The organism is Nocardia arseniciresistens, from assembly GCF_046764875.1.
In the GTDB taxonomy this organism is placed as follows: Bacteria; Actinomycetota; Actinomycetes; order Mycobacteriales; family Mycobacteriaceae; genus Nocardia; species Nocardia arseniciresistens.
Genome location: NZ_JBKORD010000002.1, coordinates 441,985 through 468,503, shown reverse-complemented (window position 1 = coordinate 468,503; position 26,519 = coordinate 441,985). Strand labels below are relative to the sequence as shown.

The 26,519-nt window shown below is 66.1% G+C and carries 25 protein-coding genes and 1 pseudogene; 10 read left to right on the top strand and 16 right to left on the bottom strand.

From position 1 onward, the window contains the following. Position 1 precedes the first annotated feature (1 nt). The 11 genes and pseudogenes from ACLMAJ_RS05740 to ACLMAJ_RS05690 all read right to left on the bottom strand — a co-directional run bounded on the left by ACLMAJ_RS05740 (position 2) and on the right by ACLMAJ_RS05690 (position 11,953). Positions 2-1,048 (bottom strand): glycoside hydrolase family 172 protein, encoded by a 1,047-nt coding sequence (locus ACLMAJ_RS05740; RefSeq protein ID WP_412012417.1) that lies wholly within the window; start codon positions 1,046-1,048, stop codon positions 2-4. Between the two features lie 89 nt (positions 1,049-1,137). Then, positions 1,138-1,503 (bottom strand): annotated as a pseudogene (locus ACLMAJ_RS05735) (thioredoxin family protein); the annotation flags it as partial. A gap of 20 nt (positions 1,504-1,523) precedes the next feature. Next, a complete protein-coding gene (locus tag ACLMAJ_RS05730) occupies positions 1,524-2,936 on the bottom strand; it encodes an L-fucose/L-arabinose isomerase family protein (protein ID WP_412012416.1) in 1,413 nt (470 codons plus the stop codon). A 77-nt stretch (positions 2,937-3,013) separates the two neighbouring features. Continuing rightward, entirely contained in the window at positions 3,014-3,892 is an 879-nt protein-coding gene (locus ACLMAJ_RS05725; RefSeq protein ID WP_412012415.1) for a glycoside hydrolase family protein, read from the bottom strand. A gap of 5 nt (positions 3,893-3,897) precedes the next feature. After that, positions 3,898-4,029 carry a hypothetical protein gene (locus ACLMAJ_RS05720; RefSeq protein ID WP_412012414.1) on the bottom strand — a complete coding sequence of 44 codons (132 nt, stop codon included), beginning with the start codon at positions 4,027-4,029 and terminating at the stop codon, positions 3,898-3,900. A gap of 62 nt (positions 4,030-4,091) precedes the next feature. Beyond that, positions 4,092-4,859, bottom strand: a complete 768-nt coding sequence (locus ACLMAJ_RS05715; RefSeq protein WP_412012413.1) for a tyrosine-protein phosphatase — start codon at positions 4,857-4,859, stop codon at positions 4,092-4,094. 128 nt (positions 4,860-4,987) lie between these two features. Next, positions 4,988-7,144, bottom strand: a complete 2,157-nt coding sequence (locus ACLMAJ_RS05710; protein ID WP_412012412.1) for a pyruvate, phosphate dikinase — start codon at positions 7,142-7,144, stop codon at positions 4,988-4,990. Positions 7,145-7,891: 747 nt separating this feature from the next. Then, entirely contained in the window at positions 7,892-8,710 is an 819-nt protein-coding gene (locus ACLMAJ_RS05705; protein WP_412012411.1) for an SDR family NAD(P)-dependent oxidoreductase, read from the bottom strand. Between the two features lie 13 nt (positions 8,711-8,723). Beyond that, positions 8,724-9,455, bottom strand: a complete 732-nt coding sequence (locus ACLMAJ_RS05700) for a glucose 1-dehydrogenase (protein WP_412012410.1) — start codon at positions 9,453-9,455, stop codon at positions 8,724-8,726. A 46-nt stretch (positions 9,456-9,501) separates the two neighbouring features. Further along, positions 9,502-11,178 carry a 3-oxosteroid 1-dehydrogenase gene (kstD, locus tag ACLMAJ_RS05695; protein ID WP_412012409.1) on the bottom strand — a complete coding sequence of 559 codons (1,677 nt, stop codon included), beginning with the start codon at positions 11,176-11,178 and terminating at the stop codon, positions 9,502-9,504. A 25-nt stretch (positions 11,179-11,203) separates the two neighbouring features. Further along, positions 11,204-11,953, bottom strand: coding sequence for a glucose 1-dehydrogenase (locus ACLMAJ_RS05690; RefSeq protein WP_412012408.1), 750 nt, complete (start codon positions 11,951-11,953; stop codon positions 11,204-11,206). Between the two features lie 152 nt (positions 11,954-12,105). On the opposite strand from ACLMAJ_RS05690, the gene ACLMAJ_RS05685 reads away from it, so the two are divergent. From ACLMAJ_RS05685 to ACLMAJ_RS05670, 4 genes are read left to right on the top strand one after another with little or no spacing between them, the layout of a single operon-like run. Then, complete coding sequence (locus tag ACLMAJ_RS05685) at positions 12,106-13,236, top strand: LLM class flavin-dependent oxidoreductase (RefSeq protein ID WP_412012407.1); 1,131 nt, start codon at positions 12,106-12,108, stop codon at positions 13,234-13,236. 27 nt (positions 13,237-13,263) lie between these two features. Next, positions 13,264-14,046, top strand: a complete 783-nt coding sequence (locus tag ACLMAJ_RS05680) for a glucose 1-dehydrogenase (protein WP_412012406.1) — start codon at positions 13,264-13,266, stop codon at positions 14,044-14,046. Between the two features lie 10 nt (positions 14,047-14,056). After that, positions 14,057-15,067 carry an alpha/beta hydrolase gene (locus ACLMAJ_RS05675; RefSeq protein ID WP_412012405.1) on the top strand — a complete coding sequence of 337 codons (1,011 nt, stop codon included), beginning with the start codon at positions 14,057-14,059 and terminating at the stop codon, positions 15,065-15,067. Next, positions 15,064-15,429: a VOC family protein gene (locus tag ACLMAJ_RS05670; protein WP_412012404.1), complete on the top strand. Its 366-nt coding sequence runs from the start codon at positions 15,064-15,066 to the stop codon at positions 15,427-15,429. The genes ACLMAJ_RS05675 and ACLMAJ_RS05670 overlap by 4 nt, the downstream gene beginning before the upstream one ends. 16 nt (positions 15,430-15,445) lie before the next feature. On the opposite strand, the gene ACLMAJ_RS05665 is transcribed toward ACLMAJ_RS05670, so the two are convergent. After that, entirely contained in the window at positions 15,446-16,042 is a 597-nt protein-coding gene (locus ACLMAJ_RS05665) for a TetR/AcrR family transcriptional regulator (RefSeq protein WP_412012403.1), read from the bottom strand. A 104-nt stretch (positions 16,043-16,146) separates the two neighbouring features. Between ACLMAJ_RS05665 and ACLMAJ_RS05660 the strand changes: the two genes are divergently transcribed. From ACLMAJ_RS05660 to ACLMAJ_RS05650, 3 genes are read left to right on the top strand one after another with little or no spacing between them, the layout of a single operon-like run. After that, entirely contained in the window at positions 16,147-16,548 is a 402-nt protein-coding gene (locus ACLMAJ_RS05660; protein WP_412012402.1) for a nuclear transport factor 2 family protein, read from the top strand. A 59-nt stretch (positions 16,549-16,607) separates the two neighbouring features. Further along, positions 16,608-18,701 carry a TRAP transporter permease gene (locus ACLMAJ_RS05655; protein WP_412012401.1) on the top strand — a complete coding sequence of 698 codons (2,094 nt, stop codon included), beginning with the start codon at positions 16,608-16,610 and terminating at the stop codon, positions 18,699-18,701. Beyond that, a complete protein-coding gene (locus ACLMAJ_RS05650; RefSeq protein WP_412012400.1) occupies positions 18,698-19,693 on the top strand; it encodes a TAXI family TRAP transporter solute-binding subunit in 996 nt (331 codons plus the stop codon). Before ACLMAJ_RS05655 ends, ACLMAJ_RS05650 begins: the two co-directional genes overlap by 4 nt. 13 nt (positions 19,694-19,706) lie before the next feature. On the opposite strand, the gene ACLMAJ_RS05645 is transcribed toward ACLMAJ_RS05650, so the two are convergent. Together ACLMAJ_RS05645 and ACLMAJ_RS05640 are read right to left on the bottom strand one after the other, a co-directional pair. Continuing rightward, positions 19,707-21,248, bottom strand: coding sequence for a serine/threonine-protein kinase (locus tag ACLMAJ_RS05645; protein WP_412012399.1), 1,542 nt, complete (start codon positions 21,246-21,248; stop codon positions 19,707-19,709). Between the two features lie 111 nt (positions 21,249-21,359). Continuing rightward, positions 21,360-22,229 (bottom strand): helix-turn-helix domain-containing protein, encoded by an 870-nt coding sequence (locus ACLMAJ_RS05640; protein ID WP_412012398.1) that lies wholly within the window; start codon positions 22,227-22,229, stop codon positions 21,360-21,362. 100 nt (positions 22,230-22,329) lie between these two features. Between ACLMAJ_RS05640 and ACLMAJ_RS05635 the strand changes: the two genes are divergently transcribed. Both ACLMAJ_RS05635 and ACLMAJ_RS05630 read left to right on the top strand, forming a co-directional pair. Beyond that, positions 22,330-23,121 (top strand): SDR family oxidoreductase, encoded by a 792-nt coding sequence (locus ACLMAJ_RS05635; protein WP_412012397.1) that lies wholly within the window; start codon positions 22,330-22,332, stop codon positions 23,119-23,121. Between the two features lies 1 nt (position 23,122). After that, on the top strand, positions 23,123-24,190 hold the full coding sequence (locus ACLMAJ_RS05630; RefSeq protein WP_412012396.1) for an NAD(P)H-dependent amine dehydrogenase family protein: 1,068 nt from the start codon (positions 23,123-23,125) through the stop codon (positions 24,188-24,190). 75 nt (positions 24,191-24,265) lie between these two features. Here the strand turns inward: ACLMAJ_RS05630 and ACLMAJ_RS05625 are convergent, their stop codons facing one another. Together ACLMAJ_RS05625 and ACLMAJ_RS05620 are read right to left on the bottom strand one after the other, a co-directional pair. Continuing rightward, positions 24,266-25,315: an aminotransferase class V-fold PLP-dependent enzyme gene (locus ACLMAJ_RS05625; protein WP_412012395.1), complete on the bottom strand. Its 1,050-nt coding sequence runs from the start codon at positions 25,313-25,315 to the stop codon at positions 24,266-24,268. Between the two features lie 153 nt (positions 25,316-25,468). After that, positions 25,469-25,951, bottom strand: a complete 483-nt coding sequence (locus ACLMAJ_RS05620; protein ID WP_412012394.1) for a nuclear transport factor 2 family protein — start codon at positions 25,949-25,951, stop codon at positions 25,469-25,471. A 162-nt stretch (positions 25,952-26,113) separates the two neighbouring features. On the opposite strand from ACLMAJ_RS05620, the gene ACLMAJ_RS05615 reads away from it, so the two are divergent. Further along, positions 26,114-26,410 (top strand): three-helix bundle dimerization domain-containing protein, encoded by a 297-nt coding sequence (locus ACLMAJ_RS05615; RefSeq protein ID WP_412012393.1) that lies wholly within the window; start codon positions 26,114-26,116, stop codon positions 26,408-26,410. The last annotated feature ends 109 nt before the right edge of the window (positions 26,411-26,519 follow it).

Below are 26,519 nucleotides of genomic sequence, written 5' to 3'. Positions count from 1 at the left end.
ACTACGCCGGGTACTGCCACCCTTGCGCGATGGGGCTCTTGCTTTGGTACCACAGCGCGGTACTGGCCATTCGCGCGTCCGTAAGCGGCAGGTAGGTCTGTTCGTCCTGCCAGCCAAGTGCCTGCAGCGTGACTCGCAGTTCGCGGTGGAAGCAAATCGGGTCGCGGACATGCCACCGGTACATGCCGAATTGCTGGTGTGATTGATAGATCTCGTCCGGGGGCAGGACCTGGTGCAGGCCGAGGTAGGGCGTGGAGTAGGTGCGGTAGGCGCCGTCGAGGTCGAAATTCCACGCGCCGCCGAAGTAGTCCTCGGTACCGGTGCCGCAGAGGGTCGGGTGGGTGGTGTCACCGTCGAGGTAGAACTTGATTTCGCCTTCGCCCCACCAGCCAGGTGCGCCGGGCTGGATGGCGAGGTAGGTCCCGACGTAACGGCCGGGACCGGGCACGATGTCGAGGATGGTGTGTACCGCCGGGTCGCCGAGCCGACCACTCGAGTGCCATTGGGTGTGCAGATAGCCCGCGGCGTCGGGCACGTCCTCCTCGGTGTAGGTGGCCTGGTAGTACACCGGTACCGAGCGATCGCTGCCGTTGTGCAGGGTGATGCGGGCAGCCGCTCGAAAGGGCATGGGCCAGAAGCTGTTCAGCCCACCCGCGGGCGCGACGACCACCATCTCCGAACTCAACAGCGCCAGCTCGTCCCAGCCGTTGCAGAAGAAGTCGCCCAGCGGCAGGTCGATCGATGGCTCGGCTTCGTTGTCCCAGTACATCCGCAGCCTCAGTTGACGAAGCACGGTGCGCGCGGTGGTAAGCCACAGGTGCCGGATGACACCGGGGCCGGAAATATCTGCGAGCGTCGCGGTTTCGCCGACCGCCAGTTCGATCGATGGCGAAATCTTCCACCCTGGTCCGAGGAGCCGGGCTGCGTCGGCTCCGGTGCCGTCGACCGCACGAGCACCCGCTCCCGGTGCGCCGGTCGGGTTTTCCGCGCTGATCGATCGGGTGCGCGCGCCGTCGAGCCGCCATAGTTCGTATCCCGGGGCGGTCACAGCCCTGGCCAGCCGTATCGAACAGCCACGGCAGCGTGACCGGCCAGCCGTGCGGAGCCGGGACTGGGCAAATCGTTGGTGACGGAGGGCTCGGCGTCGAGCTGCTGTGCCGCTTCGCGTCGAAACTTTTCCATATCCAGCCATCGGACCTGTTGCACCAGATCTTCCAGCACCTCGGCGGTCATGAAACCGGGCTGCGAAAACACCAGCAGCCCCTCCCTGAATGCCATCAGGGTCGGGAACCGGTCGACCTTCGCCGATGCGGTCAGCGCCTGCTCGGCCTCGATATCGACCTTGCCGTGCACAATTTCGGGATGCCGGTCGGAGGAGGCCTCATAGACGGGCGCGAATTGGCGGCACGGCCCGCACCAGCCCGCCCACCAGTCGACCAGCACAACGGGATGGCCTGTGATCGTGGTCTGGAAATTCTGTTGGGTCAGGGTCGATGTGGGCATGGTGTCCGCCTTTCGGCTCCTCAGCGCGTGAACTCGTCGAGGGTAATACCGAGCAGGGTGCACGCGGCGCGGACGGTCGCGCGGTGATCGCCGGGAACGGCATGAATGTGATTGGCGCCGAAGCGGGAAAGGAAATCCTCGGCCTTCGCGTCCAGGCGGGCGAACGCGTGTGGCCATTCCCAGGTGGATTGCCTCATGAGGGCCTCGTTCGTCGCGGTGTCGTAGTTCTCGAACTCGCCGAGCATCAACTGCATTCGGTAGTCGCCGTTCTTGCGGGTGAGCCGCGCGAGGGTCATCCGGCCCGGCGCGGCGAGATGATGCACTGAGGCGCCACCCGCGGGGAAGAAGAACACCTCCGGATACAGATGCACCTTGGCGAGGTTCTCGGCCGGGTCGTCGCTGCGGGCGGCGTACCAGGTCGCGTGCTGGCCGGAGTTGCACAGATCCCAGATATCGCGGTCGGCGTGGTAGTGCCGCACGTCGGCGAAAAGCACCGGGGTCGCGGTGATCTGCTTGAGCAATTGCATCGTCAGCGCGCCGTCCATATCGGCCTCGGTGGCGCAGACGTGTGGTTGCTTGGGGCCGTTCCAATCGTAGGGGTCGTTGAGGAAGGCCTCGGTGATGTCCATCGTGGCGAAGTATTGGGTCAGTTCGGGTTGCCCTTTGATTCCCGAAAAGTCCAGCCGCCATTCATCGATCAGTTCCCGCACGGCCAGATACGAGCGAATCTGGCGCTCCAGCAGTTCCGGGGTCAGCTTCACCCCGTCGTAGTGCACGCCCGCGGTGTTGCGCTCCAACCATTCTCGTGCGCCACGCGCCTCACCGGCATCGGCGAGTTCCGCGCGCCGCACGATCTCCCACTGATCGATCTCCTCGACGTCGATACCGAACAGCCGCTGCCACTGATCGGTATTGGCGACGGCGGTGTTCATCCCCATCGGCCGCCCGCCGAAACGTCCGAAGGTAGCTCCGCGCAGGCTCGATACCGCGGCCGCCGCAGTGGCCTGCACGCCGATCTCCTCGATCAGCGTCGGGTCGGCCGGGTCGCCCCACAGCCTGGTGTGCGCGCGACCGATCTGATCGAGGGCACCGCCCGCGGCGAGCATGCCGACCATGCCGGGCTGGACCGGGTCGATATTGGACAACAGCAGCAGCGGCCCATTGGTCGCGCCCGCGGCCAGCATGGTGAAGTGCGGGAATGCCCAGACCGCGTAGTGCACTACCGTCAGGTCCACTCCGGCGGAGCCGACCTCGCGGGCCACGGATCCGGCCAGTGCATTGGTGCTGATCGGTTCGGAACCACGGATGACCTCGTGCCCGGCCGTGGTGAGCGCGGAAACCAGCCGGTCCTCAGCCGACTCGATGAACTCCGCAATGCCCCCGTGCACATAGGGCCGACCGTCGGAAATGCTGATTACTCCGATACGCGCCATTCAGATCGCCTCCATGTCCGCAGGACCACCCAGATCGGATTATCCATGCCCGCGGGTCGCCGAGTGGGCATCTCGGGCTACCGGGACACGTCGCTGATCGTGCGTGGGTTGGGAAAAGTGAGAGGAGCAAGGTGCACACCCCCCTGCGCCCACCCCGCGCTGGTAATCCACCAGCGGCCTTTGTCGGCTATGAGTTCGGCGGCATGCGCCGCCACATGGCCGACCTTGTCGCCGATGCGGAAGCTGACGGGGTTGTCGCTGCGGAACACGTCGGTGCCGACATAGTGAGGGCGCGGGCCGATGAACAGGTACCAGGAGCCGCCGTGCGGCACGACGAACGGGGATTCGGTGTTGCCGGCCTCGGTGCCGCTGGTCGGGTCGGTGTAAGCGATGCGCCGTTCACTCCAGTGCAGGAGGTCGGTGCTGGTGCGATAGGCGACTACGTGGTGCCCGCCCGTAGGTGCGCTTGTCGCGCAGTAGTACATGATCCACTTCTCGCCGACCCGCAGCACCATCGGATCGCGGGCGTCGTAGCCGTCGCGGAAGAGCGGACCTGCCGGGCTGCGGGTCCAGTGCAACAGGTCGGTCGAGGTGGCCAGGTTCATCGCGGCGGCCGTTCGATCGGCGCCACCACCGGCGTAGAACATGAAATACCTGCCCCGCGCCGCGATGACATGCGGTGCCCACAGGTGGGTTTCGCCGTATTCTCGATCGACGGTCAGCACGGATCGGCGCTTGGTCCACGGCCCGTGCGGCTCCGGGGCGGTGGCGTGGGCGAACTCGATCTCATCGAAGGGATCCGCCGGTTCCTTGTGGGTGATGCCGAACAGGTGCCAGCGCTCCGAGTGGTCGCGAACCACGGTGTGGTCGTTGATGTACCACGGCTCCGATTCACCGATGCCAGGGTCGTACACCCTCGCAAACACGCCCGCCTTCACCACTTCGCGCGTCGCCATAAGCATCATGATGCCGCCGAATGCGCCCAGCGCGGCCAGGTAGCGAAATTGCGGCGGCGCGCCGCGGTGACCACGCCGGTCAGGGCAGTCACAGGGGCCAGCGACTCGGCGGCCTCGTCGGTGAGGCTGGACTTCACCACCCGATCGGGGCCCTACTCGAGGTACGGGATCGGCACCCGGCGCCGCGCGTCTGCTGCGCCTACGGAGCTTCGACCAGAACCGCTCGCAGGCATGCCAGTTCGGTTTCGGTGAGTCCGTTGGCGCGCAGCCAGCCCGCGGCGCTGCCGTGTGTGGCGTGTAGTTCCGCCAGGAATCGGATGATCACATCCGGGTCGACGGCGAGGATGCCGGTACGGACGGGAGGCAGCCCGTGATACGAGGGCAGGGTGTCGAGGCGTTCGCGAATGCGCTCCAGGCGTTCGCCGGTGAGGGCGTAGTCGGCGGCGATCGCGTCCGAGGGGACTCCCACCGCGTCGAGCAGGACGGCGGCGAGCAGACCGGTGCGGTCTTTGCCCGCGGCGCAATGGAAGACAACGGAATGCTGTGCTGCGTCGGCGATCACTCTGGCGGCGGTGACGACGGATTCGATACTGCCTGCGAGGAGTTCGCGGTAGAGCGCGACGAGGTCGTACTCGCGTCCGTCAGGGACGAGGTCTGCCGGGGTGGCGTCGGTCTGGGTTCTTTTGCGTACCGGAAGATTGACCAGGCGCACGTCGGAGCCTGCCAGCAGGCCGTAGCCTTCGCGTTCGATCTCGTCGGGTAGTCGTAGGTCGATCAGCGTGTGTAGGCCGACCGGCCCGATCAGCCTGCCGAGGTCGTCCTCGGTGAGATGCTGTGGCGTGCTGGCGCGGAAGGCGACGCCGAAACGTGTGGTGCCGCCGCCGCTCACCGGAAGACCGCCGAGGTCGCGGACATTGTCGATCTCGGCGAATTCCACCCATCGCCGTTGTGCGCTATCGGTATACATCGAATCCTCGCTCGTGCGCTCGGCCCGCTTCGGGCTGGTTGGCTCGGCCCGCGTCGGGCTGCGGTGCGCCCGCGTCGGGCTGTTGTGCCGCACCCGAGTCGGGTCGCTGTAATCGACCCGAGCAGGGGCTAATGTGCTCGGCCCGCCGCCGCCTCGTCGGCGCGGCTGAGTCCGCACAGACCGATCAGATCTTCGTGCAGTTCGAACCACACCGTGTGGTAGCTGTCGATGATCGGCCGGGCTACCCAGGAGTTGTCGCCGCCGTTGATCCGCTCGACCGCCAGCTCGAGGCGATCGGCGTAGTGCGCAAGGCGCGGTGCGATGGCTCCGATCTGTGCGACGAGGGGTGCGACGCGTCGATGCATGGTGATGAGCCGGTCCAATACCGCTGCGTCATAGGCAGTGTCGGAGTGATCGTTCACCGTGCTCGCGTCCTTCATCTGCCAAGCTGTAATGACTTCTTTCAGCTCGGCGTTGAACTCGCAGAATTCATCGTAGGCCGTGGCGATGGCGTTCTGGTCCACATCGTCGCGTTCCTGTTCGAGGAGTCGGTCAAGATGTTCGCGGCCCTGCGGGGTCAGGCGCGCGCCGACGGGTGTGCTCGCGCATAGCCCGCGCGCGACGAAATCCGCACTGCGCGAGACCGCTTCGGATTCGACGAGGCCAAGGCTGGACACGATGGCCTCTGGCTCGACGCGGCCCTTGATCCCGATCAGCCGCAGCAGGCTCAGCTCCGAAATCTGGCGTACCGCAATGGAATGCGTTGTCGTCGAGTTGGTTTCATCGGAGGACAGCAGGTCGCCGGACAAGAAGGCGGGTAGCTGGGCGGGGTCGACTTCGGCCCACTCGGCAAGGCGCGCAACGTCCTCGAACACCGAGTCGTCGACCGGTTTGCCGGTGACCTCGCCCGGCCAGATGGTTCCCGCGCCGCCGTCGACGGTGACGATGCGTCCGACGAGCGCGTCGACGACACCTGGACCACACCCGACCACGCACGGACGGCCGAGCTCCCTGCTGACCAGCGCGGCATGGGATGTCGCACCGCCGAGTTCGGTCACCACGGCCCGCGCGGCGATCATGCCGTGCAGATCGTCGGGACTGGTGGTCGGGCGGACCAGGATGACATGTTCACCCGCCGCGCAACGGGCCTCGGCTTCGTCGGGATCGGTCACTACGACGCCGGAAGCCAGCCCGGGGCACGCGGGCTCGCCGCTGGCCAGTGGCCACAGCCCGGCATTCTCGGTGGAGGCGGGGCGCAAAACGGTGCGTAACTGTTCGGCGGTGACTCGGCGCAACGCTTGCCCGGCCCCGATGAGCCCCTCATCCGACATGGCGACGGCAGCGCGAACCGCCGCGCGCGCAGAGCGTTTCGCGGGTCGCGACTGCAAGAGCCAGAGCTGTCCGGATTCGACGGTGAACTCGATGTCCTGGATATCGCGGCCGTCACGCTCGAGCAGTTCGGCAGCGGCGATGAGCTGCGTGTGCACCTCGGGCAGCATGATCGCCAGCTCGTCGAGTGGGCGCGGGGTGGTACGGCCGGACACGACATCCTCACCCTGTCCACCGATCAGCCATTCGCCGAAAACGGGTCGTTCGCCTGTGTTCGGGTTCCTACTGAACAGCACGCCGGTCCCGGAGAGTGCATCGAGATTGCCGAAAACCATGGCCTGCACCGTGACCGCGGTCCCGAGCTCGTCGGACACACCACGGGTGCGCCGATAGGTCTTGGCGCGCGCGGAATCCCAGGATCGAAACACCGCTGTGATGGCGCCGCGCAGCTGCTCCCACGGGTCCTGCGGCACCAGGCCGCTCTGGTCGCCGAGCACGATCTCGCGGTACTGGGCGAGGAAGCGGCGGTGCGTATCGCTGGCGTATCCCGGGTTTCGCGTCTCGTTGGTCAGTGCCTGCTCGACCTCGGCGTTCATACCCAGATTGAGCACCGTGTCCATCATGCCCGGCATGCTCACCGCGGCGCCGGAGCGTACCGACACCAGCAGCGGGCGTTCGGTCGAACCGAACTCCCGACCCGTACCACGTTCCAGGGCAGCGATTCCGGCGCGCACCCCGGCCCAGATTTCCGCGCCGAGCACTCCGCTCGCCCCGAAGTCGGCCCACGCATCGGTGGTCAACGCGAAGGCGGGCGGAACGGGTAGCCCGAGCGCGCGCATATGGTTCACGCTCCACGCCTTTCCACCGATCCGATCCCGCGACAGCGGACAGGCGCCGTCGAGTTCGGCAACCGATGGCGCGATGCTCTCCACAGCGGCAAGTTCCGGTCGATCCACAGGCTGCACTCCGGTCGTCATTGGGTGTTGGCGGATACTCCCTCGGTCACGGGGGAGGGGAAGCGCCATCCTCCTTCCAGGGGTTGGATGCGCGAGCATTCGTCGGTGGCGTTGGTTGAGTTGTGGGTGTCGTGCTGCCGACTACGCCATGGCGTGTAGGCGACTCTGGTGGTCACCGGCCTGCCGGTCGCCAGTCGCCGGTCGCCCTGCGAATAGCGCGAGTCTCGGTCGTGCGCGAAGCAATCGCGGGGCTGCGTGATGTCAGCCTGCCTGCCGACAACCCGTCGGCGTATCGAACGTCCCGGTCAGCAAGACGTAGGCACACCGACCTCGGCCGCCAGCGGTCAGGCTCATGGGTCGGTGAGGTCGCGGCCGCGCTCGTCGCCCGGTCACTGGCCCATTCCCGCCCGACGCGCCGCGTCGTGTTCCTGGTGCACGCCTCGGCGCCGGAACCGATCGAGAGCTTCCGCGTCCGAGCTGGCGACCTACCTACTGTTGCTGGATCGAGAGTGCTCTGACCTGCCTTGATGCGGTCCAAGACAGGTAGTTGACTACTCGCGGAAACAGGTGGGTAATGGCGCAGAATCGGGTTCCTGGGAGTCAATGGCGACTTTCGAGGACAACGGAGTTCTCATGCATGTCGGTAGTCACGAGCCGCATAGTTTGGAGAAGGGTTGCACCATGGATGAGTCTCGGTGCGGGGCGCCGGTCGCCGATCGCGCTGCAGCCGCCGCGCTCTATTGACTCCTACGAGACTTCCTTCTTCATCTGAGCGGTGATGATGCGTTGATAGCCGGAGCCGAAAAGCCTTGGCAACAGGTCGATTACCCGGGCATCGGCGCCGATGAGAATCTTGGCCTTGTCCTTGCGGATGCCACGCAGGATGGTGGTGGCGGCGGACTCGGGGGTGGTCTTCGCCAGCTTGTCGAAGTTCGCGGCGAGCGCGTCACGGTCGCGGTCGCCGCCCGCCCTGGCCTTCCAAGCGATTTCGGTCTTGATCATGCCGGGATGCACACTGCTCACACTGACCGGGTATCCGGCGATCTTCATTTCCTGGCGTAGCGCGTCGGTGAAGCCGCGGATGCCGAATTTCGTCGCGTTGTAGGCACCCTGGCTCGGGCAGGCGGCGAGGCCGAACATGCTGGAAACATTGGCGATGTGGCCGTCTCCGGAGGCGATGACTTGCGGCAGAAAGGCTTTCGTGCCGTACATTACGCCCCAGAAGTTGATGTCGACGATCCACTCGAAGTCTTCCCAGCTCAGCTCCTCGACAGTGGCGGTGAGCGAGACTCCCGCATTGTTGACCACCAGATTGGCGGGACCGAAGTCGGATCTGACCTCCTCGGCGTGCTGGTAGAACGCGGTGCGGTCGGTCACGTCGAGCTTGTAGGCACGGGCTTTCGCGCCTTCCTGCTCGCACAGTGCGGCAGTCTCGGTGACGTTGGCCAGATTTCGGCCGGACAACGCCAGCTTCGCGCCATGGCGAGCCAGCTCCACCGCCAGCGCGCGCCCGATACCCGCGCCCGCGCCGGTGATGACCGCGACCTTGTCCTGAAAGTTCTTCACAGCGGTTAGTCCTTCATTTGGTTGTATAGCCGCCGTCGGCGACGAATTCGGAACCGGTGCAATAACTTGCCTCGTCGGAGATGAGGAACAGCACCAGGCTTGCCAACTCCTCCGGCGCGGCGGCGCGCGGCAGCGGCAGGTCGTGCACCATCGAGTTGGAGCGCGTGGAGGTGGCGGTCATCTCGGTGGCGACGACGCCGGGATGTACTGAGTTGACCCGGATTCCGTCGCCGCCGAACTCCTGTGCCGCGGCCTTGGTCATCCCGCGCACGGCCCACTTGGAGGCCACGTAACCGAGGATATTGCTGAAGGCGATGATGCCGCCGATCGAGGAGATATTGACGATCGAGCCGCCACCGCCCGAACGCATCGACGCGACAACGGCTTTCATACCGAGGAACACCCCCAGCTGATTTACGTCGATCACGCGGCGGTAGTCGGCCTCCGCCAGCTTCTCGATGGGGTCGACGTGCACGATGCCCGCATTGTTGATCAGACCGGAGACCGGGCCGAAAGCCTCCTCCGCCGCGGCGACGGCGGCGTGCCACGCGGATTCGTCAGTGACATCCAGTGCGACGAACAGTGCCCGGTCACCGAGCTCGGCCGCGACCGCCTCGCCCTCCTCGACCAGGACATCCGCCACGACGACGGATGCCCCCTCGGCGGCGAGGCGTCGGGCAAAGGCTGCGCCCATGCCGCGAGCCCCGCCGGACACGATCACCGTCTTGCCACTCACTCTGTCCACGTCATGCTCCTGTTCCGCTGAATTGATCGACTTGCTTGCTGAGGCATCAGGCGGTCTTCGGCTCGGCGTCGGCCAGGTGGTTGGCGGCGATATAGCCGAACACCATGGCGGGGCCGATGGTCGCCCCCGCCCCCGCGTAGCTGTTGCCCATGACGGCGGCCGAATTGTTGCCCGCCGCATAGAGTCCCGCGATCGCCGTGCCGTCGGCGCGCAGTACACGGGAATGCTCGTCGGTGACGAGACCACCCTTGGTCCCCAAGTCGCCGGGGACCATCTCGACCGCGTAGAACGGACCCTGATCGATGGGGGCCAGACAGGGGTTCGGCTCGACGGTGGGGTCACCGTAGTAGCGGTCGTATGCGGATTCGCCGCGCTGGAAGTCCTCGTCGCGACCGGTTTTCGCGAAACCGTTGAACCGGTTCACCGTCGCGGTCAGTGCGTCGACGGGCACGCCGATCTCGGTGGCGAGTTCGGCGAGGGTGTCGGCCCGTTTGATGATCCCGGAGTCGTAATACTTCTGCGGGATGGCCTGTTTCGGGAAGGTGCCGAGGAACAGGTACCTGTCGCGGAAGCGCTGGTCCATGATGAAGTGCGCGGGTACATGGCCGATGCCCTTCGCGTGCTGCTCGTACATGGTGTGCACCACGTCGACGTAGCTGGCCGATTCGTTGGTGAAACGCTCACCCGCGTCGTTGACCATGATGGCGCCGGGCTGTGAGCGCTCGGCCAGGCAGAAGAAGGGCGGCCCGTCCGGGTTCCGCACCGAAGGTCCCCACCAAGCGTCGTCCATCAGGTCCAATGCGCCACCGATACTCTCACCGGCGCGAATGCCTTCGCCGACATTCTCGGTCGCGCCGACGGTCCAGTCGGTGCTCACCGGTCCGGTGAAGAACTGCTTGCGCATCTCGAGGTTGTGCTCGAAGCCGCCCGCGGCGAGCACGACACCGCGCCTTGCCCGAATGATGATCGGCGCACCATCGCGCTCGGCGCGCACACCGATCACCGTGTCGCTGTCGATAATCAGCTCGGTGAGCGGCGTATTCAGCCACACCGGCACGTTCGCATCCCGCAACGCAAGCCATAGCCGTGCCACCAGTGCCTTGCCGAGGCTCAGCGGCAGTCGTCCACGCAGCTTGTTCAGCACCGCCTGTACGCCGACCTTCATGGCGGTGCGCTTACCCTTCCAGGTCCGCGCGATCATATTGAGGTCGTGGAAGTCGCTGACGGTGAACGCGATTCCCTTGGGGCCTGACATGGTCGGCCGGTTGATCTTGTCCAGGTCCTCGCCGAGCAGGCGGCCGTCGACGATCGCCGGTTCGATGCTGCGACCCTGTGCCAGTCCGCCGGGCAGCTCCGGGTGATAGTCGGAATAGCCGCGGTCGTAGACGAACTGGAGGTGACCGGTGCGCGCGCCGAGATAGGTCATCATGCGCGGACCGTTGTCCAGGAACGCGTCCTGCTTCTCCTGCGGAACCCGGTCGCCGACCACCGATTTCAGGTAGACGCGGGCCAGATCGGGGCTGTCGGGCACACCCTCACCGACCAGTACCGGATTATTGGGAATCCACACGCCGCCGCCGGAGCGCGCGGTGGAACCGCCGAAGCTGCGGCTCTTTTCGATCAGCACCACCGAAAGCCCGCGATACGCGGCGGTCAGGGCCGCGGTCATGCCAGCGGCCCCCGAACCAACAACCACGACGTCGTACACGTGTTCCTCGGACATCGCCGTCTCCTTGTCGTTCACGTGATCAGTAACCCGCGCCGGTGAGCATGCCGCCGTCGACGACGATCTCGGTTCCTGTGCAGTAGCTCGCGCCGTCCGAGGCCAGGTACACCGCGGCCTCGGACACCTCCTCGGGCTGTCCCCAGCGCGAAATCGGTAGTCCGGCAAAGAATTTGTCGCCGTCGACACCGGAACCGGCGGCCGCGGTCATCGGTGTGGCGATGCCGCCCGGGTGAATCGAATTGACCCGGATCCCGTGCTTGCCGAGCTCGCGTGCGGCCGATTTCGTCAGGCCGCGGATCGCGAATTTGCTCGCGCTGTAGGCGGAGAGGTTCGCGGCGCCGATGAAGCCCTCGACCGAGGAGATGTTCACGATGGAGCCACCACCTGCCTCGGTCATCGCCTGCGTCGCGGTCTTGATACCCAGCCACGCGCCGGTGACGTTCACGCTCATGATGGTGCTGAAATCGGCGAGGCTCATCTCCATGATCGACTGGAATCGCAGGATTCCCGCATTGTTGACCAGCACGTCGAGCTTGCCGAATTCCGCACGAGCCGCGGCCACCGCGGCGACCCAGTCCGCCTCGCTCGTCACGTCGTGGTGCACATAGCGGCAGTCGGTTCCGATCTCGGATTCGAGCTGCTTGCCGTCGGCGTCGAGCACGTCACCGAACACCACCCGCGCACCTTCGGCGACGAAGCGACGGACGTGCTCGGCGCCCATCCCGCGTGCGCCACCGGTGATCAGTGCGACCTTGCCATCGAGTCGGCCCACTTGGCCCTTCCTTTCTCCAGCGTCACCTCCGAACGCTAGGGGCGCGACGGTTGCGCGAGCCCGCACAGTCCCATCCACCGAGACATGCACCTGACCTCAACGAGAGCATCGGAAATATTCCTACTAGGTATATGAAGAAGTGGAGGCAATGCATGAAGTTCTCGATGATCTTCGAGGCACAAATGACCAATCCGTCCGCCGATCACGAACGGCAGGTGCTGCGCGACTGCGTCGAGCAGGCGGTACTGGCCGAGGAGATGGGTTTCGACACCGTATGGGCGGTCGAGCATCACGGGTTGAAGTGGTACGCCCACATGAGCGCCCCCGAGATCTTCCTCACCTGGGTGGCCGCGCGCACCGAACGGATCCGCATCGGCCACGGCGTGGTGTGCATGCCGTTCAACTTCAACCATCCCGTCCGTGCGGCCGAACGCGCGGCCATGCTCGACGTGCTGTCCAACGGTCGGGTGAACCTCGGCGCCGGCCGCGGCGCTACCCCGCAAGAAACCTCCATGTGCGGCGTGGACCCCGATAGCACTTACCAGGAGGTAGAGGAGTCGCTGCGGATCATCGGCAAGGCATGGCAGGACCCGGAGGGCGAATTCGAGTGGCACGGCGAGCTTCTCGATATCGACCCGCACCCGATGCTGCCGCGCCCTGTGCAGCTTCCGCACCCCCCGCTGTTCATGGCGTGCACCAAGAAGGACACCCTCGAGCGGGCCGCCGAGTACGGAATCGGCGCGCTGGTACTGGGTTTCGCGGGTGTGGAGGAGATCGCTGAGCTGCGCCGCACCTACGACGCTGCCATCGCGGCGCGCACCGGGGAGAAGTTCGTCTCCACCGTCGTCAACGATCATTTCGCCGCGCTGTGCCCGACCATCGTCCTCGACGACCGCGAGCGGGCCCAGCAGATCGGTGCGCGCGGACAACGCTTCTTCGCCCAGTCCATCAAGCACTGGTACGGAGCGGGCCCGGTCCCCGACGAGGCCGTCGACCCGAATGTCGACGAGGTGGCCAAGATTCGCGAGGCCGCCGAGGAGCACGTTGCCTACCTGCACGAGGCCAAGATCCCGGTGAGCACCGGCGCCACTTCGGTATTCAACGCCGAGCACGCCTACGGCAGCCCCGAGGACGCGATCGCCTACGTCGAGCGGCTACAGGAAGCGGGCGCCGACGAGATCCTGTGCCTGATCCAGATGGGCACCGTGCCGCAGGAAGCGTGCATGGAGACCATCCGGCACTGGGGCGAGAAGGTCATTCCACATTTCCGCAAGGGCGAGTAGTCCCCGCCACTGAGCAAGGAGCCGAATATGACTGATCTGACCGGCAAGGTGGTCGTGATCACCGGTGCCGCCCGAGGCCAGGGTGCGCAAGAGGCCCGCCTTGTCGCCGCGTGCGGTGGCAGCGTGGTGCTCACCGATGTGCTGCAGCCCGAGGGCGAGGAAGTCGCCGAATCCATCGGTGACGCCGCGCGTTTCGTTCGCCACGATGTGAGCAGTGCCGCCGATTGGGCTACCGCCGTCGAGACGGCGGTGCGCGAGTTCGGGCGGCTCGATGTGCTGGTGAACAACGCGGCCGTCTACACCGCCAAACCGCTCACCGACACCACGGCCGAGGAGCTGGAACGCATTCTGCGGATCAACCTCATCGGTTCGTTCCTCGGCATACAGGCGGTCATCGAGCCGATGCGTGCCGCGGGTGGCGGCTCGATCATCAATATTTCCTCGCAGGCCGGATTGCAGGGCCTGATGGGGCATTCCGCGTACGGCGCGTCGAAGTGGGGCCTGCGCGGGCTGAGCAAGACGGCCGCGCTCGAGCTCGGCCCGCTCGGCATTCGCGTGAACTCGGTGCATCCTGGACCGATCGCCACCCCGATGATCGGGCATCTGGGCTTGCGCACCGGCCCGGGCAGTTTCCCGTCGCTGCCGCTGGGGCGCGTCGGTCTGCCGAGCGAAGTGGCGGAGCTGGTGGCGTTCCTCGCCTCCGACGCATCGGCTTTCATCACCGGTGCCGAGTTGGCGATCGATGGCGGATTGTCCGCAGGACAGTTCATTCCGCCCGGCGCGTTGCCGGGTGCGACGGCGCGAGCGTGAGGATCCGGGCATGCCGCTGAAACCCGAAGCGCAGGAGATCGTCGACCTGGCTGCCGCGTCGTTTCCCCTGTTGGGCACCGAGATTCAAGACGCCGCCGAGGCGCGCCGCATCCTTGCGGCGCGTCCGGGGGCGCCGGTCGAACCGATCCCCGTCGGGCATGTCGAGGAGCGTCTGATCCCGGGGCCCGCAGGTGACCCGGAGGTCCGGGTGCGGATCTACCGGCCCGCGCGAGCGCCGCTCGGCGCGGGTTCGTCGGCAACCGGTGCGGGATCGGACCCGAGCTGCACCGACCCGACAACGCCGCTGCCTGTCGTTGTCTTCTTCCACGGCGGCGGATTCGTCATCTGTAGCCTCGACAGCCACGATCAGTTGTGCCGCTCCATGGCCAACGGAGTCGGCGCGATCGTGGTGTCGGTCGACTACCGGCAGGCGCCCGAGCACCGGTTCCCCGCCGCCGCCGAGGACGGCTTCGCTGCCCTGAACTGGGTCGCCGAGCATGCCGGTTCGATGGGTGGCGACCCGGCGAGGATTGCCGTCGCCGGTGACAGCTCCGGCGGAAACCTGGCTGCGGCAACCACATTGATGACCAGGGACCGCAACGGCCCCGCCGTCACCTTCCAGCTCTTGGTCTACCCGATGCTGGATCCGGCCAGGAACACGGTGTCCTACCGAGACAACGCGCGCGGATACTTCGTCACCGACGACCATCTGCGGTGGTACTGGGAGCAATACCTGGGCCCCCACGGCGTCACCGACCATCCCTACGCATCGCCACTGCGCGCCTCCGACCTGTCCGGCCTGCCATCCGCGCACATCGTCACCGCTGAGTTCGACCCATTGCGGGACGAAGGTGAGGAATACGGTGTGCGACTTCATGAATCCGGCGTGCGTGCCGAAGTGATCCGCTACGACGGCCAATTCCATGGCTTCTTCAGCATGTCCGAGAACCTGCCCGACGCGAAAGAAGCCACTACCACGGCCTTTTCCGTACTCCGTCGAGCATTGGAGGTCCGACGATGACAATAGAACGCCTCGGCACGATTTTCCCAGCCGACAACCTTGCTGTCGCGATCGATCTGCTCACCGCCGTATTCGGCACGGCGGCAACATTCGTCGACAACGACCGCTGGGCACAGTTCGACATCGGCCCGACCCGGGTGAGCCTCGCGGGTACTGACCGAGAAGGCGACACCCCGTCCCTGGCGGCGAAGGTAACCGACCTGGACGCCACCCTCGCCCGCCTGCGCGCCGCCGGTTTCGCCGCCGCCGACCCGGTCACCGGCCCACACGAACGCCGCACCTCGGTTCGCCCCTCGCTCGAATCCCCGTGGGCGATAGTCCTATACGAACCCACGCCCGCCGTAACGCCTTCCCCTCGGTGACGTGCGGAACTGTCGGTCAGGGGTGCGAGGCGGTGGGGCGTAGGCCGTTCAGAAGCAGCGTCAGGAGTCGGTCGGCTTGCGCCGTGGGATCCACGGTGTCCTGCGCCGCCCAGGCGATCGCGCCGATCATGCGAAGTACGTCGGTATCTTGGGCTGATTCGGTGACGGCACCGGACTGCTTGGCGCGGTCGAGTAGTGCTGCCCCGATAGCGAATGTCTCTGTGTGCCAGGCCGATACCAGCTCCGCGCCGCCGTCGATCGCCGAATTCATGACGGCGGCGGAGAGGCCGCGGAAGGTGAGTGCGTGGCCGATCGCGGCGCGCAGCCAGATGGCGAGGGCAGCAGAGGTGTCCGGCTCGTCCAATAGTTTGCGGCCCTGCTCGGTGAGCTCGGCGACGCGTTCTCCCAGCACCGCTTCGATGAGGTCGAGGCGGGTGGGGAAGTGGCGGTAGAGGGTTCCGCTTGCGACTCCGGCACGGCGGGCGATGTCGTCGAGAGATGCGTCGACGCCATGATCGGCGAAGGCGATGCGGGCCTGGTCGAGCAGTTTTTCGTAGTTTCGCCTCGCATCGGCGCGCATCGGCCGCGCTGCGCCGGACGGTGTTTCGCGCATTGTCGCCACCTCTCTTGATAACCGGGGACATAGTCCGTTAATATCTCGGATAACCGGACTATGCCTCATCTTATTGTATGAGTGAGGCGGCAGGAGGTCGTCGCATGATGCTGTCGGCACAAGACCGAATCGATATCAACGACTTGATCGCGCGGCACGGCCATCTCATGGATGCCGGGGAGCTCGATCGAATGGACGAGCTGTTCACCGACGGAATCGTCTATGAACTGAGCGATTTCGGGCTCGGCGAACTGCACGGGATCCCGGCATTGCGCGACGCCGCGATCACACTGGGTGCGGCGAACCCGGTGGGACACCACATCACGAATGTCATTATCGTCGACGCCGAAGAGGATTCGGCGCGAGTGCAATCCAAGGGTATCGGCATTTATGCCGACGGAACCAGTCGCAGCGCCCGATACGACGATGTGGTCGTCCGCAGCCCGGACGGCTGGCGAATCTCGTATCGGAAGGTGAGTGCGCGAAGAGCGCCATTGGGCGCCTGAACCGACGAGCACTCCGGATTAGCCACATACGGACGGCCGTGCGTTGATAGTGTCGCGCCATGTCGGACAGGCGTGGCGCTGATCCAGTTACGGCGCTACCGAAAGATAGCGGTGGGGGCGCCGAGGAGAAGCTCGACGGCGATCGACGACAGACGAATGTCGATCCGGTCGGCGATCAGCCACTGAAGATCGAGGTCGACGATGAAGAGCGCCCGGCGCGGGTACTGACCGGGCTGCCCGAACAAGTGGTCGCGACCGCCATGTTCGCGGTGGCGATTCTGGTGCTGTGGCAGGTGTTTCGGCCGCTGTCGCAGGGCAGTCAGTACTACCTGGTGGTGTTCCTCAGTGGGACGCTGCCGTTGGTGTTCATCGCGTATCGGTCGGGTGTGCGTTGGCTCGATCGCGGAGACGGGCCGGGGGTTCTCGACTGGATATTGGCCGCGGTGACGCTGCTGGTGTGCCTGTATCCGTTGTTGCCGATGACAATCGGCTCTGGCGGCGGTGGGTACAACGCGTTCCTGGACCGGCAGGGACAGTTCGATCCGGTCGATATCGGCGCGGGTTCGGTGCTGCTGGTGTTGGTGCTGGAGGCATGCAGACGTACGACCGGGTGGGTGCTGCCTTTGGTGTGTCTGGCGTTCGTCGGTTACGGCTACTACGGCGGATTTCTCCCGCAGCAATGGACTGTCGCGCACTCGGGCCTGGACTTCGGGCAGATCATCGACGCGCTGTTCAATTCGGGCAGCGGGTTCTACGGCACCCCATTGGATGTCGCGGCGACCTACATCGTGCTGTTCACCCTGTACGGCGCGGTCCTGGAATTCTCCGGCGCCGCACAGTTCTTCGTCGACCTGTCGGTCGCCGCGTTCCGTCGCTCGCGTGGCGCGGCCGGAAGGACAACGGTCGCTTCGGGTTTCCTGCTCGGCACCGTCTCCGGCTCCGGCACCGCGACGGCGGTGACCGTCGGTGCGGTCACCTGGCCGATCTTGCGGAAGGCCGGTTACCCACCCGAGCAGGCGGGCGGCATGCTCGCCGCGGCCGGAGTCGGTGCGATCCTGTCGCCGCCGACGCTCGGAGTCGCGGCGTTCATCGTCGCCGAATATCTGGACGTCTCCTATGTGACGGTGCTCGGCTGGGCGATGATCCCCACGATTCTGTACTACTTGGGGATCCTGCTCGCGGTCGAAATCGACGCGCGCCGGTTGCGGACCAAGCCGGTGGAGATCGGCGGTGCGTCCGTGTGGCGCCTACTCGCGCGGTTCGGATACCACTTCCTGTCCTTGTTCGCGATCGTGGTGCTGCTGCTGATCGGGGTGAGCGCCTCGCGCGCGGTCGTCTATGCCACCGCACTCGCCTTCGTCCTCGCGTTTTTCGATTCGCGGACCCGTGCGTCGGCGAGTTCGCCGCGCAAGGTGTTCCAGGCGCTCGGCAGCGGGGTGCGTTCGGCGCTGCCGGTGGTGGCGGTGTGCACCTCGGCCGGTGTGATCACGGCGATGACCACGAAGACCGGTCTCGGCGCGCAACTGGCGTCCTTGCTGGTGCGCGCGGCGAAGAACGTGTCGGACAATCGCACCGTGGTGCTGGCCTGCACGGTCGTGCTCGCGGCCATTGCGCTGGCCGTGCTCGGTCTCGCGGTACCGGTGACGGCATCGTTCATCATCGGCTGGGTCATCATCGGCCCCGCGCTGCTCGCGCTGGAAGTGCCTGCCCCGGCCGCCGCGATGTTCGTTTTCTACTATTCGGTGCTCTCCGAGGTGACCCCGCCTACCGCGCTCGCGGCAGTGGGGGCGGCCGCGATCACCGGCGCGCGCACCGTGCCGACCATGTGGCAGGCGCTGAAATACGCGCTGCCCGCGTTCCTGGTGCCGATCGTGTTCGTGCTCAGCGGTCCCGGTGAATATCTGCTGGGGCGTGGGCCGGTGCTCGGTGTGTTGTGGACGACGGTGGTTGCCTGCATCGGCGTCGCGGCATTGGCGACGGCGACCGGCGGCTGGATCCTCGGCATCGGCCCGGCGCGACCGGTCGCGCGGGTGTTCGCCGGATTCGGCGGGCTGGCGCTGCTGTACCTGGAGCCCGGCGCGCTCGTCGCCGGAGTGGCCGCGTCGACCGTGGCCGTCGGGATCACTCTGCTGTCTCGAAGGAGGACGACATGAGAAGAGTCGCTATAGGTTTCGTCATCGCGGTAATGGCGGCGGGCTTGCTCGCCGGCTGCGGTGGACGCCGTGACGCGCCGAGGTCCGATGCGGGTGGTGCGGTGACCTGTGAGGTGAAGCAGGAGACCCGGGTCGGTATCGCGACCGGCAACGCGACCGGTGTCTACTTCGCACTCGGTAATGCGTACGCCGAACAGATCTCACAGGCCACCGGTGGCAAGGTGAAGGCCACCGCGGCGGAGACCGGCGCCTCGGTGCAGAACATCCAGCAGTTGGTCGCTGGCACCTATCAAGTGGCGTTCTCGCTGGCCGACACCGCCGCCGACGCGGTGCTCGGCTCGGCGAGCTTCGACGGGAAAAGGCAACCAGTACAAGCGCTTTCGCGGCTCTATCCGAACTACACCCAGGTGATCATTCGGACCGGCGCCGGTATCGGTTCGCTCGCCGACCTGCGCGGCAAGCGGGTCTCCACCGGATCGCCCAAGTCCGGCACCGAGGTGATCGCGCAGCGGGTGCTACAGGCGGCCGGGCTCAACCCGGACAACGACATTTCGGCCCAGCGCCTTGATCTCACCAAGACCGTGGACGGCATGAAGGACGGCACCATCGACGCAATGTTCTTCTCCGGCGGCCTGCCCACCCCTGGCATCACCGACCTGCTCACCTCGGCCGAGGACAAGGTGCGCTTCCTCGATATCGCCGATCTCGCGGGCAGCATGCGCACGTCCAACCCCGTGTACGAAGAGGGCACCATCCCCGCCGCCACCTACGACCTGCCCGCTGATGTGAAAACCATCGTCGTACCGAACGTTCTTTTGGTCCGCGACGATCTCGACGCCGACCTCGCCTGTGTTCTCACCAAAACCCTCTTCGACCGCAAAACCCAACTGGAACAAGCCAACTCGGCAGCCAAGGGCATCACTCGCGATGCCGCGACACTGACCTCACCTGTCAACCTGCACCGAGGCGCCGCCGCAGCGTTGACCAAGTAATCATCGCTGGCGGCTACTCGCCTTTCAGCAGATCGCGGGCGTCCGCTCGTTGGGCTCGCAGGTCTTTGAGCTCGCGGATTCCGATCGATATCGGGAAGACGGCGAGAGCGATCATCGCCAAACCGACCAGCGCGCCGATGCCAGGGCCGACGAAGCGCTCGGCAGCCGTCGCGGCGTTCGAGTCCGTGAGCATCGTCTTGGCCGCGATCGCGATGACCGTCACGCCGGGGGTCAGGAACACGACACCACAAAAGAGCCAGAGTGCCGCCGCTGCCAGCGGTTTGATCGCTCGGGCTGCCGCCGTTTCCGGCCGCGGCGCCTCGGCGAGGGCAGCCTCGGCCGAGGACTCCTGCTGCGGATCGGGTGCCGGATCGCGAGCGATACGACGTGGGGCGGGCAGCGTCACCGCGGTGTTCAACGATCCGTACCCAACGTTGCCATCAGCGTGGGTCGATGAACGATCTGTCCCGCCATCAGCCTGGGTTGGTGGTCGATCCGTCTCGGAGTCGGCTTGCAATGGTGATTGATTGGTCTCGGTGTCGGCTTGCAATGGTGATTGAGCTGTCTCGGTGTCGGCTTGCAATGGTGATTGAGCTGTCTCGCTGTCGACCGGCGTCCATGGCCGATCTGTGTCGCGGCCTGGCCGCGTCGGCGATTGATCTACATTGCTGTCGGCCATCGTTGGTGATCGATCTGCCTGGTGATCAGCTTGCGTCGGTAGCTGAGTTTTCGCGGCATCTCGAAGCATGGCGCGTGCGCGGTCGGCGGTTGGTCGGTCGTCGGGGTTGCGGGCGAGGAGGGCACTGATGACGGCCGCCAGCCGTGCTTCGCAGTCGGGGGTCGGCGGGTCCTGGTAGATGATGGCTTGCAGGGTCTGTGCGGTGGACTCGCGCTCGAACGGGCCGCTGCCTGTCGCGGCACGATAGAGCGTCGCTCCCAGAGCCCAGTAATCGACGGCGGGGGTGATCGGTCCGGGGGCGAACCGTTCCGGGGCCATGTAGGACACGGTGCCGAGGGCGCCCCACTGGGTCAGCCGGGGATCGGTGGCGGCGCGGGCGATGCCGAAATCGAGGAGTTTGACCTGGCCGCTGGGCAGTACCAAGACATTGCCCGGTTTGACGTCGCGATGGACGACGTCCAGGGCATGCGCGGCCTCTAGCGCGTCGAGTATCTGCAACCCGATCTCGGCCACCTCGTGGCTGGGCATCTTCCCGTACACCTTGATCAACCGCTCCAGCGTCGGCGCGGCGACCAATTCCATGATCAGATAGACGGCGTCATCGTCCTGACCAGCGGGAATGACATCGTAGAGCGCTACGACCCCCGGATGGCTTATCCGTCCCACATTGCGTGCCTCGGCAAGTGCCCTGGCCATGAAGATGTCGTTGTCGTCGTCGTCATCCTCGGCCGGCGCTCTGATCTCCTTGACCGCCACCTGCCGGCCGATCACCTCGTCGGTGGCGGACCACACCACTCCCATGCCGCCGCGTCCGAGCACTCCCGTCAATCGGTACCGGCCTGCTACCAGTCGATCGGAAAACGTCTCTTGTGACATGTGAATCCCCACAACGACAGCTGTTAGCGCACCGCGCCCCACGGTTGGCCATGCGGCAACTACGCCTATCGTACGCACCGGTAAAAACCCGTGAGGGGCTGCGTCGGGCCGCTAGCGAGAGGTCATTGCGGCTGTCAAGGCGCGGGCGGCGTCGAGGGTCGCGGCGATGTATTCGTCGCGCTCGGGCTTGGTGGTCGCCGTACTCAGTGGGCCGAGCTGGACTTCATAGGCCGCGGTGCCCTCGGTGTCGAAGACGGGCGCGGCCAGGTAGCTCAGGGGAAGCGTGGTGTCCGAATCGAGTTCGCTCTTGGTGTAGGGGCGGGAGGTGAGGGACGCGAGTTGACGGAGTGTACGGGTGCGTAGATGTGGTTTCAGGAGTTCGGGTCCCATCGCACCGAGCAGGTCGGCGAGGAGCTCGACCATGCCCGCGTCGTCGGCGAGTGGGCGGAAGACGGCGACGCCGCGCGCGCGGACCAGTGCGAGCAGCGTGCTCGCGGTGCGGCGATCGCCGTCGGGTGCGGCGGCGAGCCACGCGTTCTGCTCCGCGGCCGCGCGCCACGGCATGACGCTGGCACCCGCGGGGAATTGCAGCGGGATGCGGTGTCCGACAGGGATTCCGGGGACCACACGGGCCGGGCCGTGCCGGACCTCGAGGACGGTCAGCCGGTGGGGTTCGATGCGGCTGAGCGTGGCGCCACAGCCGGTGCGGGCAGTGAGGGCGGTCAGTGTTTCGCCGATGCCATGGGGGAGCGCGGAGTTGCCGAGGCCCGCGAGTGCGGGGCCGATGGCGTAACCCCGGTTCGGGTCGCGCACGACCCAGCCCGCCGAATCCAGTTCGACGAGAATCGCGGTCGCGGTGGCGCGGGCGATATCGAGTCGGTCGGCGATGCCCGCGACGCTGATCGGTTCGGCAGCGGCCGTGAGCAGCGAGATGACCTCGACGACGCGGCGGGTCGGGGGCGACGGTGACCGGTCCGGCATGGCGCACCTCTTGTTCGGTTCGGATGGACGACCTACGATGTCGAATATTAGTACACGACGTGTCGAATATCCGACATAACTGTGATGGATGGAGCGCTGGATGATTCTGGATCGATTCCGAATCGACGGGCAGGTCGCCGTTGTCACGGGTGCGGGCCGCGGTTTGGGCGCGGCTATCGCCGTTGCCTTCGCCGAGGCGGGTGCGGATGTCGTCATCGCCGCGCGCACCAAGAGCCAGCTCGACGAGGTGGCCGAAAAGGTGGCCGCGGTCGGGCGGCAAGCGCATGTGGTGCCCGCCGATCTGAGTGATATCGAGGCGACGGCGGGCCTGGCTGCCGCCGCCGTCGAGCGCTTCGGACGGCTGGATATCGTGGTCAACAATGTGGGTGGCGCGCTGCCGTGCACACTGTTGGACACGACGCCGCAAGCATTGGTCGACGCGTTCAATTTCAATGTCACCAATGCGCACGCGCTGGTGCGGGCCGCGGTGCCGAGAATCCTCGAAACCGCCGGTGGCGGTTCGATTCTCAATATCACCTCGACGATGGGCCGCCTGCCGGGCCGGGCGTTCGCCGCGTACGGCACGGCCAAAGCGGCGCTCGCGCACTACACCAAGCTGGCCGCGCTCGATCTGAACCCGCGCATTCGGGTGAATGCCATCGCGCCGGGGTCCATCCTGACCTCGGCGCTGGAAATCGTCGCGGGTAACGAAGCCATGCGCACCGAGCTGGAATCGAAGACACCGCTGCACACCATCGGCGATCCCGAGGACATCGCGGCCGCCGCGCTGTATCTGGTCTCGCCCGCGGGCAAGTACGTCACCGGGAAGATCCTCGAACCCGACGGTGGCCTCATCAGTCCCAACCTCGACCTCCCGATTCCGGATCTGTGACATGAAATATTCCGTAGTGCAGTGGGGTACAGGCAATGTCGGCAAGCACGCGCTCGCGGGCATCATCGCCAACCCCGACCTCGAATTGACAGGCGTGTGGGTGTCGGGGCCCTCGAAGGACAAGCTCGACGCGGGAACCCTTGCCGGACTCGATCATTCGGTAGGCGTGACCGCGACGACGGATGTCGAGGCGATCCTCGACGCCGCGCCGGACTGCGTCGTCTACTGCTCGATGACCGACAACCGCCTGTTCGAGGCCGTACAAGATTTGCAACGGCTGCTGAGGGCGGGCATCAACGTCGTCGCGTGCGCGCCGGTGTTCTTCCAATACCCCTACGGTGTGCTGCCCGATGAGCTGCTGAAGCCCGTGCAAGAGGCCGCGGCCGAAGGCAATTCGTCACTATGGGTGAACGGCATCGATCCGGGCTTCGCCAATGACCTGCTTCCGCTGGCGCTCGCGGGCACCTGTCTGCGCATCGATCAACTGCGGTGTCTGGAAATCGTCGACTACGCCAGCTACGACAATCGTGAGGTGATGTTCGACATCATGGGCTTCGGCAAGCCACTCGACGACATTCCGCTGCTGCTGCAACCCGGCGTCCTTTCCCTCGCCTGGGGCGGCACGGTGCGCCAACTCGCCGCGGGCATCGGGGTAACACTCGACTCCGTCACCGAGACCTACGAACGCATTCCGGCACCGGAAGCCTTCGACATCGCCACCGGCCACATCGCCGAAGGAACCGCTGCCGCATTGCGTTTCGAGGTGCGCGGCATGGTCGGCGACCAACCGGTCACCGTCCTCGAACACGTCACCCGCCTCCGCCAGGACCTCTGCCCCGACTGGCCGCAACCAGCCCACCCCGAGGGCTCCTACCGAGTAGAAATCACCGGCGACCCCAGCTACTCCATGGACCTGGTCACCTCGAGCCCGCACGGCGACCACAATCACGCCACCCTGCTCGCCACCGCCATGCGCATAGTCAACGCCGTCCCCGCGGTGGTCCGAGCACCCCCAGGAATCCTTACGGCCCTCGACCTCCCACTGATAACCACCCCCGCCACCCACTGAGCCTCGCGGAATTCGACTGCCTGCCGAAACTTTCGCGCGCGAGCGGCACTCCATGAAGGCACGCGCCGGTTCGGCCTACCTCTTCGGAAGGGCTTCGAGGGCGTGGTCGACGTCGGTGGTGCTGTTGTAGAGATGAAAGGCGAAGCGGAGGCCGCCGCCGCGGACCGAGGCGACGATGTCGGCTCGTTCGAGGTGGGGGGCGGCGTCGCCCGCACCGGGTACCGAGACGATGGCCGAGGGGCCGGGGATCGGCTCGTAACCGAGTTCGGTCAGACCCGCACGGAAGCGGTCGGCGAGGTCGAGGTTGTGGGCGCCGATCTTCTCCACCGTGAGTTCCTCGATCAGTTCGATACCCGCCGCGGCCGCGATCCCGCCGAGCCAGTCCGGTGTCGCGTCGAAGCGCCTGGTCGTGGTGGGGAGCGCGATCGGGTCGTAGAGTTCGGCCCAGGCGTCCGCCGCGGCATACCAACTGGGACCGAGCGGGCGTAAGTGTGCCGCGGTCTGCGGCGTCGCGGCGAAGAAGGCGATGCTGCGGGCGCCGATCAGCCATTTGAATGCCGCGCACACCCAATAGTCGGCGTCGGCGAAACGCAGCGGAAGCCAGCTCGCGGCCTGGGTGGCGTCAACCAGCAGCCTGGCGTTATGCGCTCGGGTGGCCGCGTGCAGCACCGACAGGTCGGTGATCCGGCCGTCCCTCGACTGGACCACGCTTACCGCGACCAACGCGGTCTCCGGGCGGACTTCTTCGGCCAATCGCTCCAACGGCACGAAGCGCACCGACAGGTCGCCGCGGTGCACGAAAGGCATGGACACAGAAGAGAATTCGCCCTCGGCGAGCAGCACCTCCGCACCCGGCGGCAGCGCGACCGCTACCGGTGCGATGAGCCCGGCGACACCGCTGCCGAACGCGATGTCATCGACCGTGGCACCCTCCAGCAGCCGTGCGAACGCGGCCCGCAAATCGGGGATGACATTGTCGTGTGCCATCGGCCCGCCACGGCCCGCCGCCCACTGAGCGTTGGCATCCCGAACGGCGGCCGATGCCCTGGCCGAAGGCAGCCCGTAGGAGGCGGTGTTGAGATAGGTGGTCTCGGGACTGAACTCATCCGGCGCCAGCGAAGTCATATCCGCAGCATGCGCCCGTAGGCAGCCGGCGTCCAGCGCCAGCAGTCCGATAGTGGACCGATTTCGGGATACGGCAGGCAGGCACCTGGCACTCGGGCGAGATGTCGTTGTCCCCGGGTGTGCTGGTCGGACAGCCGTAGGGTCTGCGGCGGACTACTGGGGCGTCGGAGTTGCCCACATGTTCGAGAGCAGTTGGTAGCTGGGGGTGTCGGAGAGGGCTTGCATCGATTCGTAGATGCGTTGGTAGGTCGTTGCGGTGATACGCCAGTGGCCGTCGGGGTCGCGGCGGTAGCTGTCGGCGTAGTAGCCCGCGCCGCGAATCAGGACGCCGTATTCGGTGGCGATCACGGTGTCCTCGAAAGCCCATGAGCCGGTGGCGGTCTCGCCGTCGACGACAATCTCGGGGTGGTTGGCGATGTGGGTGGTGACCACCGAGGGGCCGAGGTTCTCACGCATGAAGGCGGTGATGGTGTCGCGGCCGTCGAGGGTGAGCGGCTCGCCGAGTGCGTGGGTGCCGTAGCGGCCCGCGACGTCGGCGGCGAGCGTGTCGGCGAACTCGTCCCATTGTTTGAGGTCCAGCGTCCGAAAATAGCGGTACTTGAGCTGGCGGATGGCTTCGATGGCCGCGAGATCCATTGGTCAAGCCTGGCACGTGCGCGGTGCCGAGACAAGAACCTGTTCTATTTGGGTAGTGGGTGTTCGATCGGGCGGATCGGGTATTCAGGGAGTGGACGCAGTCGTCGGTACGCACCACTGCGTCCGTTGTCTTTCACGCTCCGACATGACCAGGAGTCCGCCATGACTGAAGGTCCAGCTGCCCGCCAGCCGCTGCCCGACCCGTCGATCGACCAAGAGGCCGCATTGCGAACCGCCGCCCACCGCTTGGCTCGCGAGTTCGATGCCGTCGGTAGCGATGCCATCGACCAGTGCCTGCACTCCGCCTACGATCACGTGGCCGGACCGGCGACGGTCGACAATTTTCTACCCCTGTTGGCCGAGCGCTACACCCGCGAATGGCTGCACGCGATGACGGACGAAGTCTCCTCGGCCCGGCCCGCCCGTGGCGTTCACAGATCCGGTCGGACCAGGATCTGATCGGTTCCGAAGCCATGGCTTGCAAAACCATTCGTTCCCCATAGCCGGCTGGGAAGTAGTCGGAGAAGCCGACGGCGTGGATCTGGCCCGTGTGGTCGACAGGCCACGG

Bases quoted from the DNA above. Each gene is read 5' to 3' on its own strand.
- ACLMAJ_RS05730 (WP_412012416.1), bottom strand. From the start codon at position 2,936: ATGGCGCGTATCGGAGTAATCAGCATTTCCGACGGTCGGCCCTATGTG.
- ACLMAJ_RS05725 (WP_412012415.1), bottom strand. From the start codon at position 3,892: ATGGCGACGCGCGAAGTGGTGAAGGCGGGCGTGTTTGCGAGGGTGTAC.
- ACLMAJ_RS05715 (WP_412012413.1), bottom strand. From the start codon at position 4,859: ATGTATACCGATAGCGCACAACGGCGATGGGTGGAATTCGCCGAGATC.
- kstD (WP_412012409.1), bottom strand. From the start codon at position 11,178: ATGTCCGAGGAACACGTGTACGACGTCGTGGTTGTTGGTTCGGGGGCC.
- ACLMAJ_RS05685 (WP_412012407.1), top strand. From the start codon at position 12,106: ATGAAGTTCTCGATGATCTTCGAGGCACAAATGACCAATCCGTCCGCC.
- ACLMAJ_RS05680 (WP_412012406.1), top strand. From the start codon at position 13,264: ATGACTGATCTGACCGGCAAGGTGGTCGTGATCACCGGTGCCGCCCGA.
- ACLMAJ_RS05675 (WP_412012405.1), top strand. From the start codon at position 14,057: ATGCCGCTGAAACCCGAAGCGCAGGAGATCGTCGACCTGGCTGCCGCG.
- ACLMAJ_RS05670 (WP_412012404.1), top strand. From the start codon at position 15,064: ATGACAATAGAACGCCTCGGCACGATTTTCCCAGCCGACAACCTTGCT.
- ACLMAJ_RS05665 (WP_412012403.1), bottom strand. From the start codon at position 16,042: ATGCGCGAAACACCGTCCGGCGCAGCGCGGCCGATGCGCGCCGATGCG.
- ACLMAJ_RS05660 (WP_412012402.1), top strand. From the start codon at position 16,147: ATGATGCTGTCGGCACAAGACCGAATCGATATCAACGACTTGATCGCG.
- ACLMAJ_RS05655 (WP_412012401.1), top strand. From the start codon at position 16,608: ATGTCGGACAGGCGTGGCGCTGATCCAGTTACGGCGCTACCGAAAGAT.
- ACLMAJ_RS05650 (WP_412012400.1), top strand. From the start codon at position 18,698: ATGAGAAGAGTCGCTATAGGTTTCGTCATCGCGGTAATGGCGGCGGGC.
- ACLMAJ_RS05645 (WP_412012399.1), bottom strand. From the start codon at position 21,248: ATGTCACAAGAGACGTTTTCCGATCGACTGGTAGCAGGCCGGTACCGA.
- ACLMAJ_RS05640 (WP_412012398.1), bottom strand. From the start codon at position 22,229: ATGCCGGACCGGTCACCGTCGCCCCCGACCCGCCGCGTCGTCGAGGTC.
- ACLMAJ_RS05635 (WP_412012397.1), top strand. From the start codon at position 22,330: ATGATTCTGGATCGATTCCGAATCGACGGGCAGGTCGCCGTTGTCACG.
- ACLMAJ_RS05630 (WP_412012396.1), top strand. From the start codon at position 23,123: ATGAAATATTCCGTAGTGCAGTGGGGTACAGGCAATGTCGGCAAGCAC.
- ACLMAJ_RS05625 (WP_412012395.1), bottom strand. From the start codon at position 25,315: ATGACTTCGCTGGCGCCGGATGAGTTCAGTCCCGAGACCACCTATCTC.
- ACLMAJ_RS05620 (WP_412012394.1), bottom strand. From the start codon at position 25,951: ATGGATCTCGCGGCCATCGAAGCCATCCGCCAGCTCAAGTACCGCTAT.
- ACLMAJ_RS05615 (WP_412012393.1), top strand. From the start codon at position 26,114: ATGACTGAAGGTCCAGCTGCCCGCCAGCCGCTGCCCGACCCGTCGATC.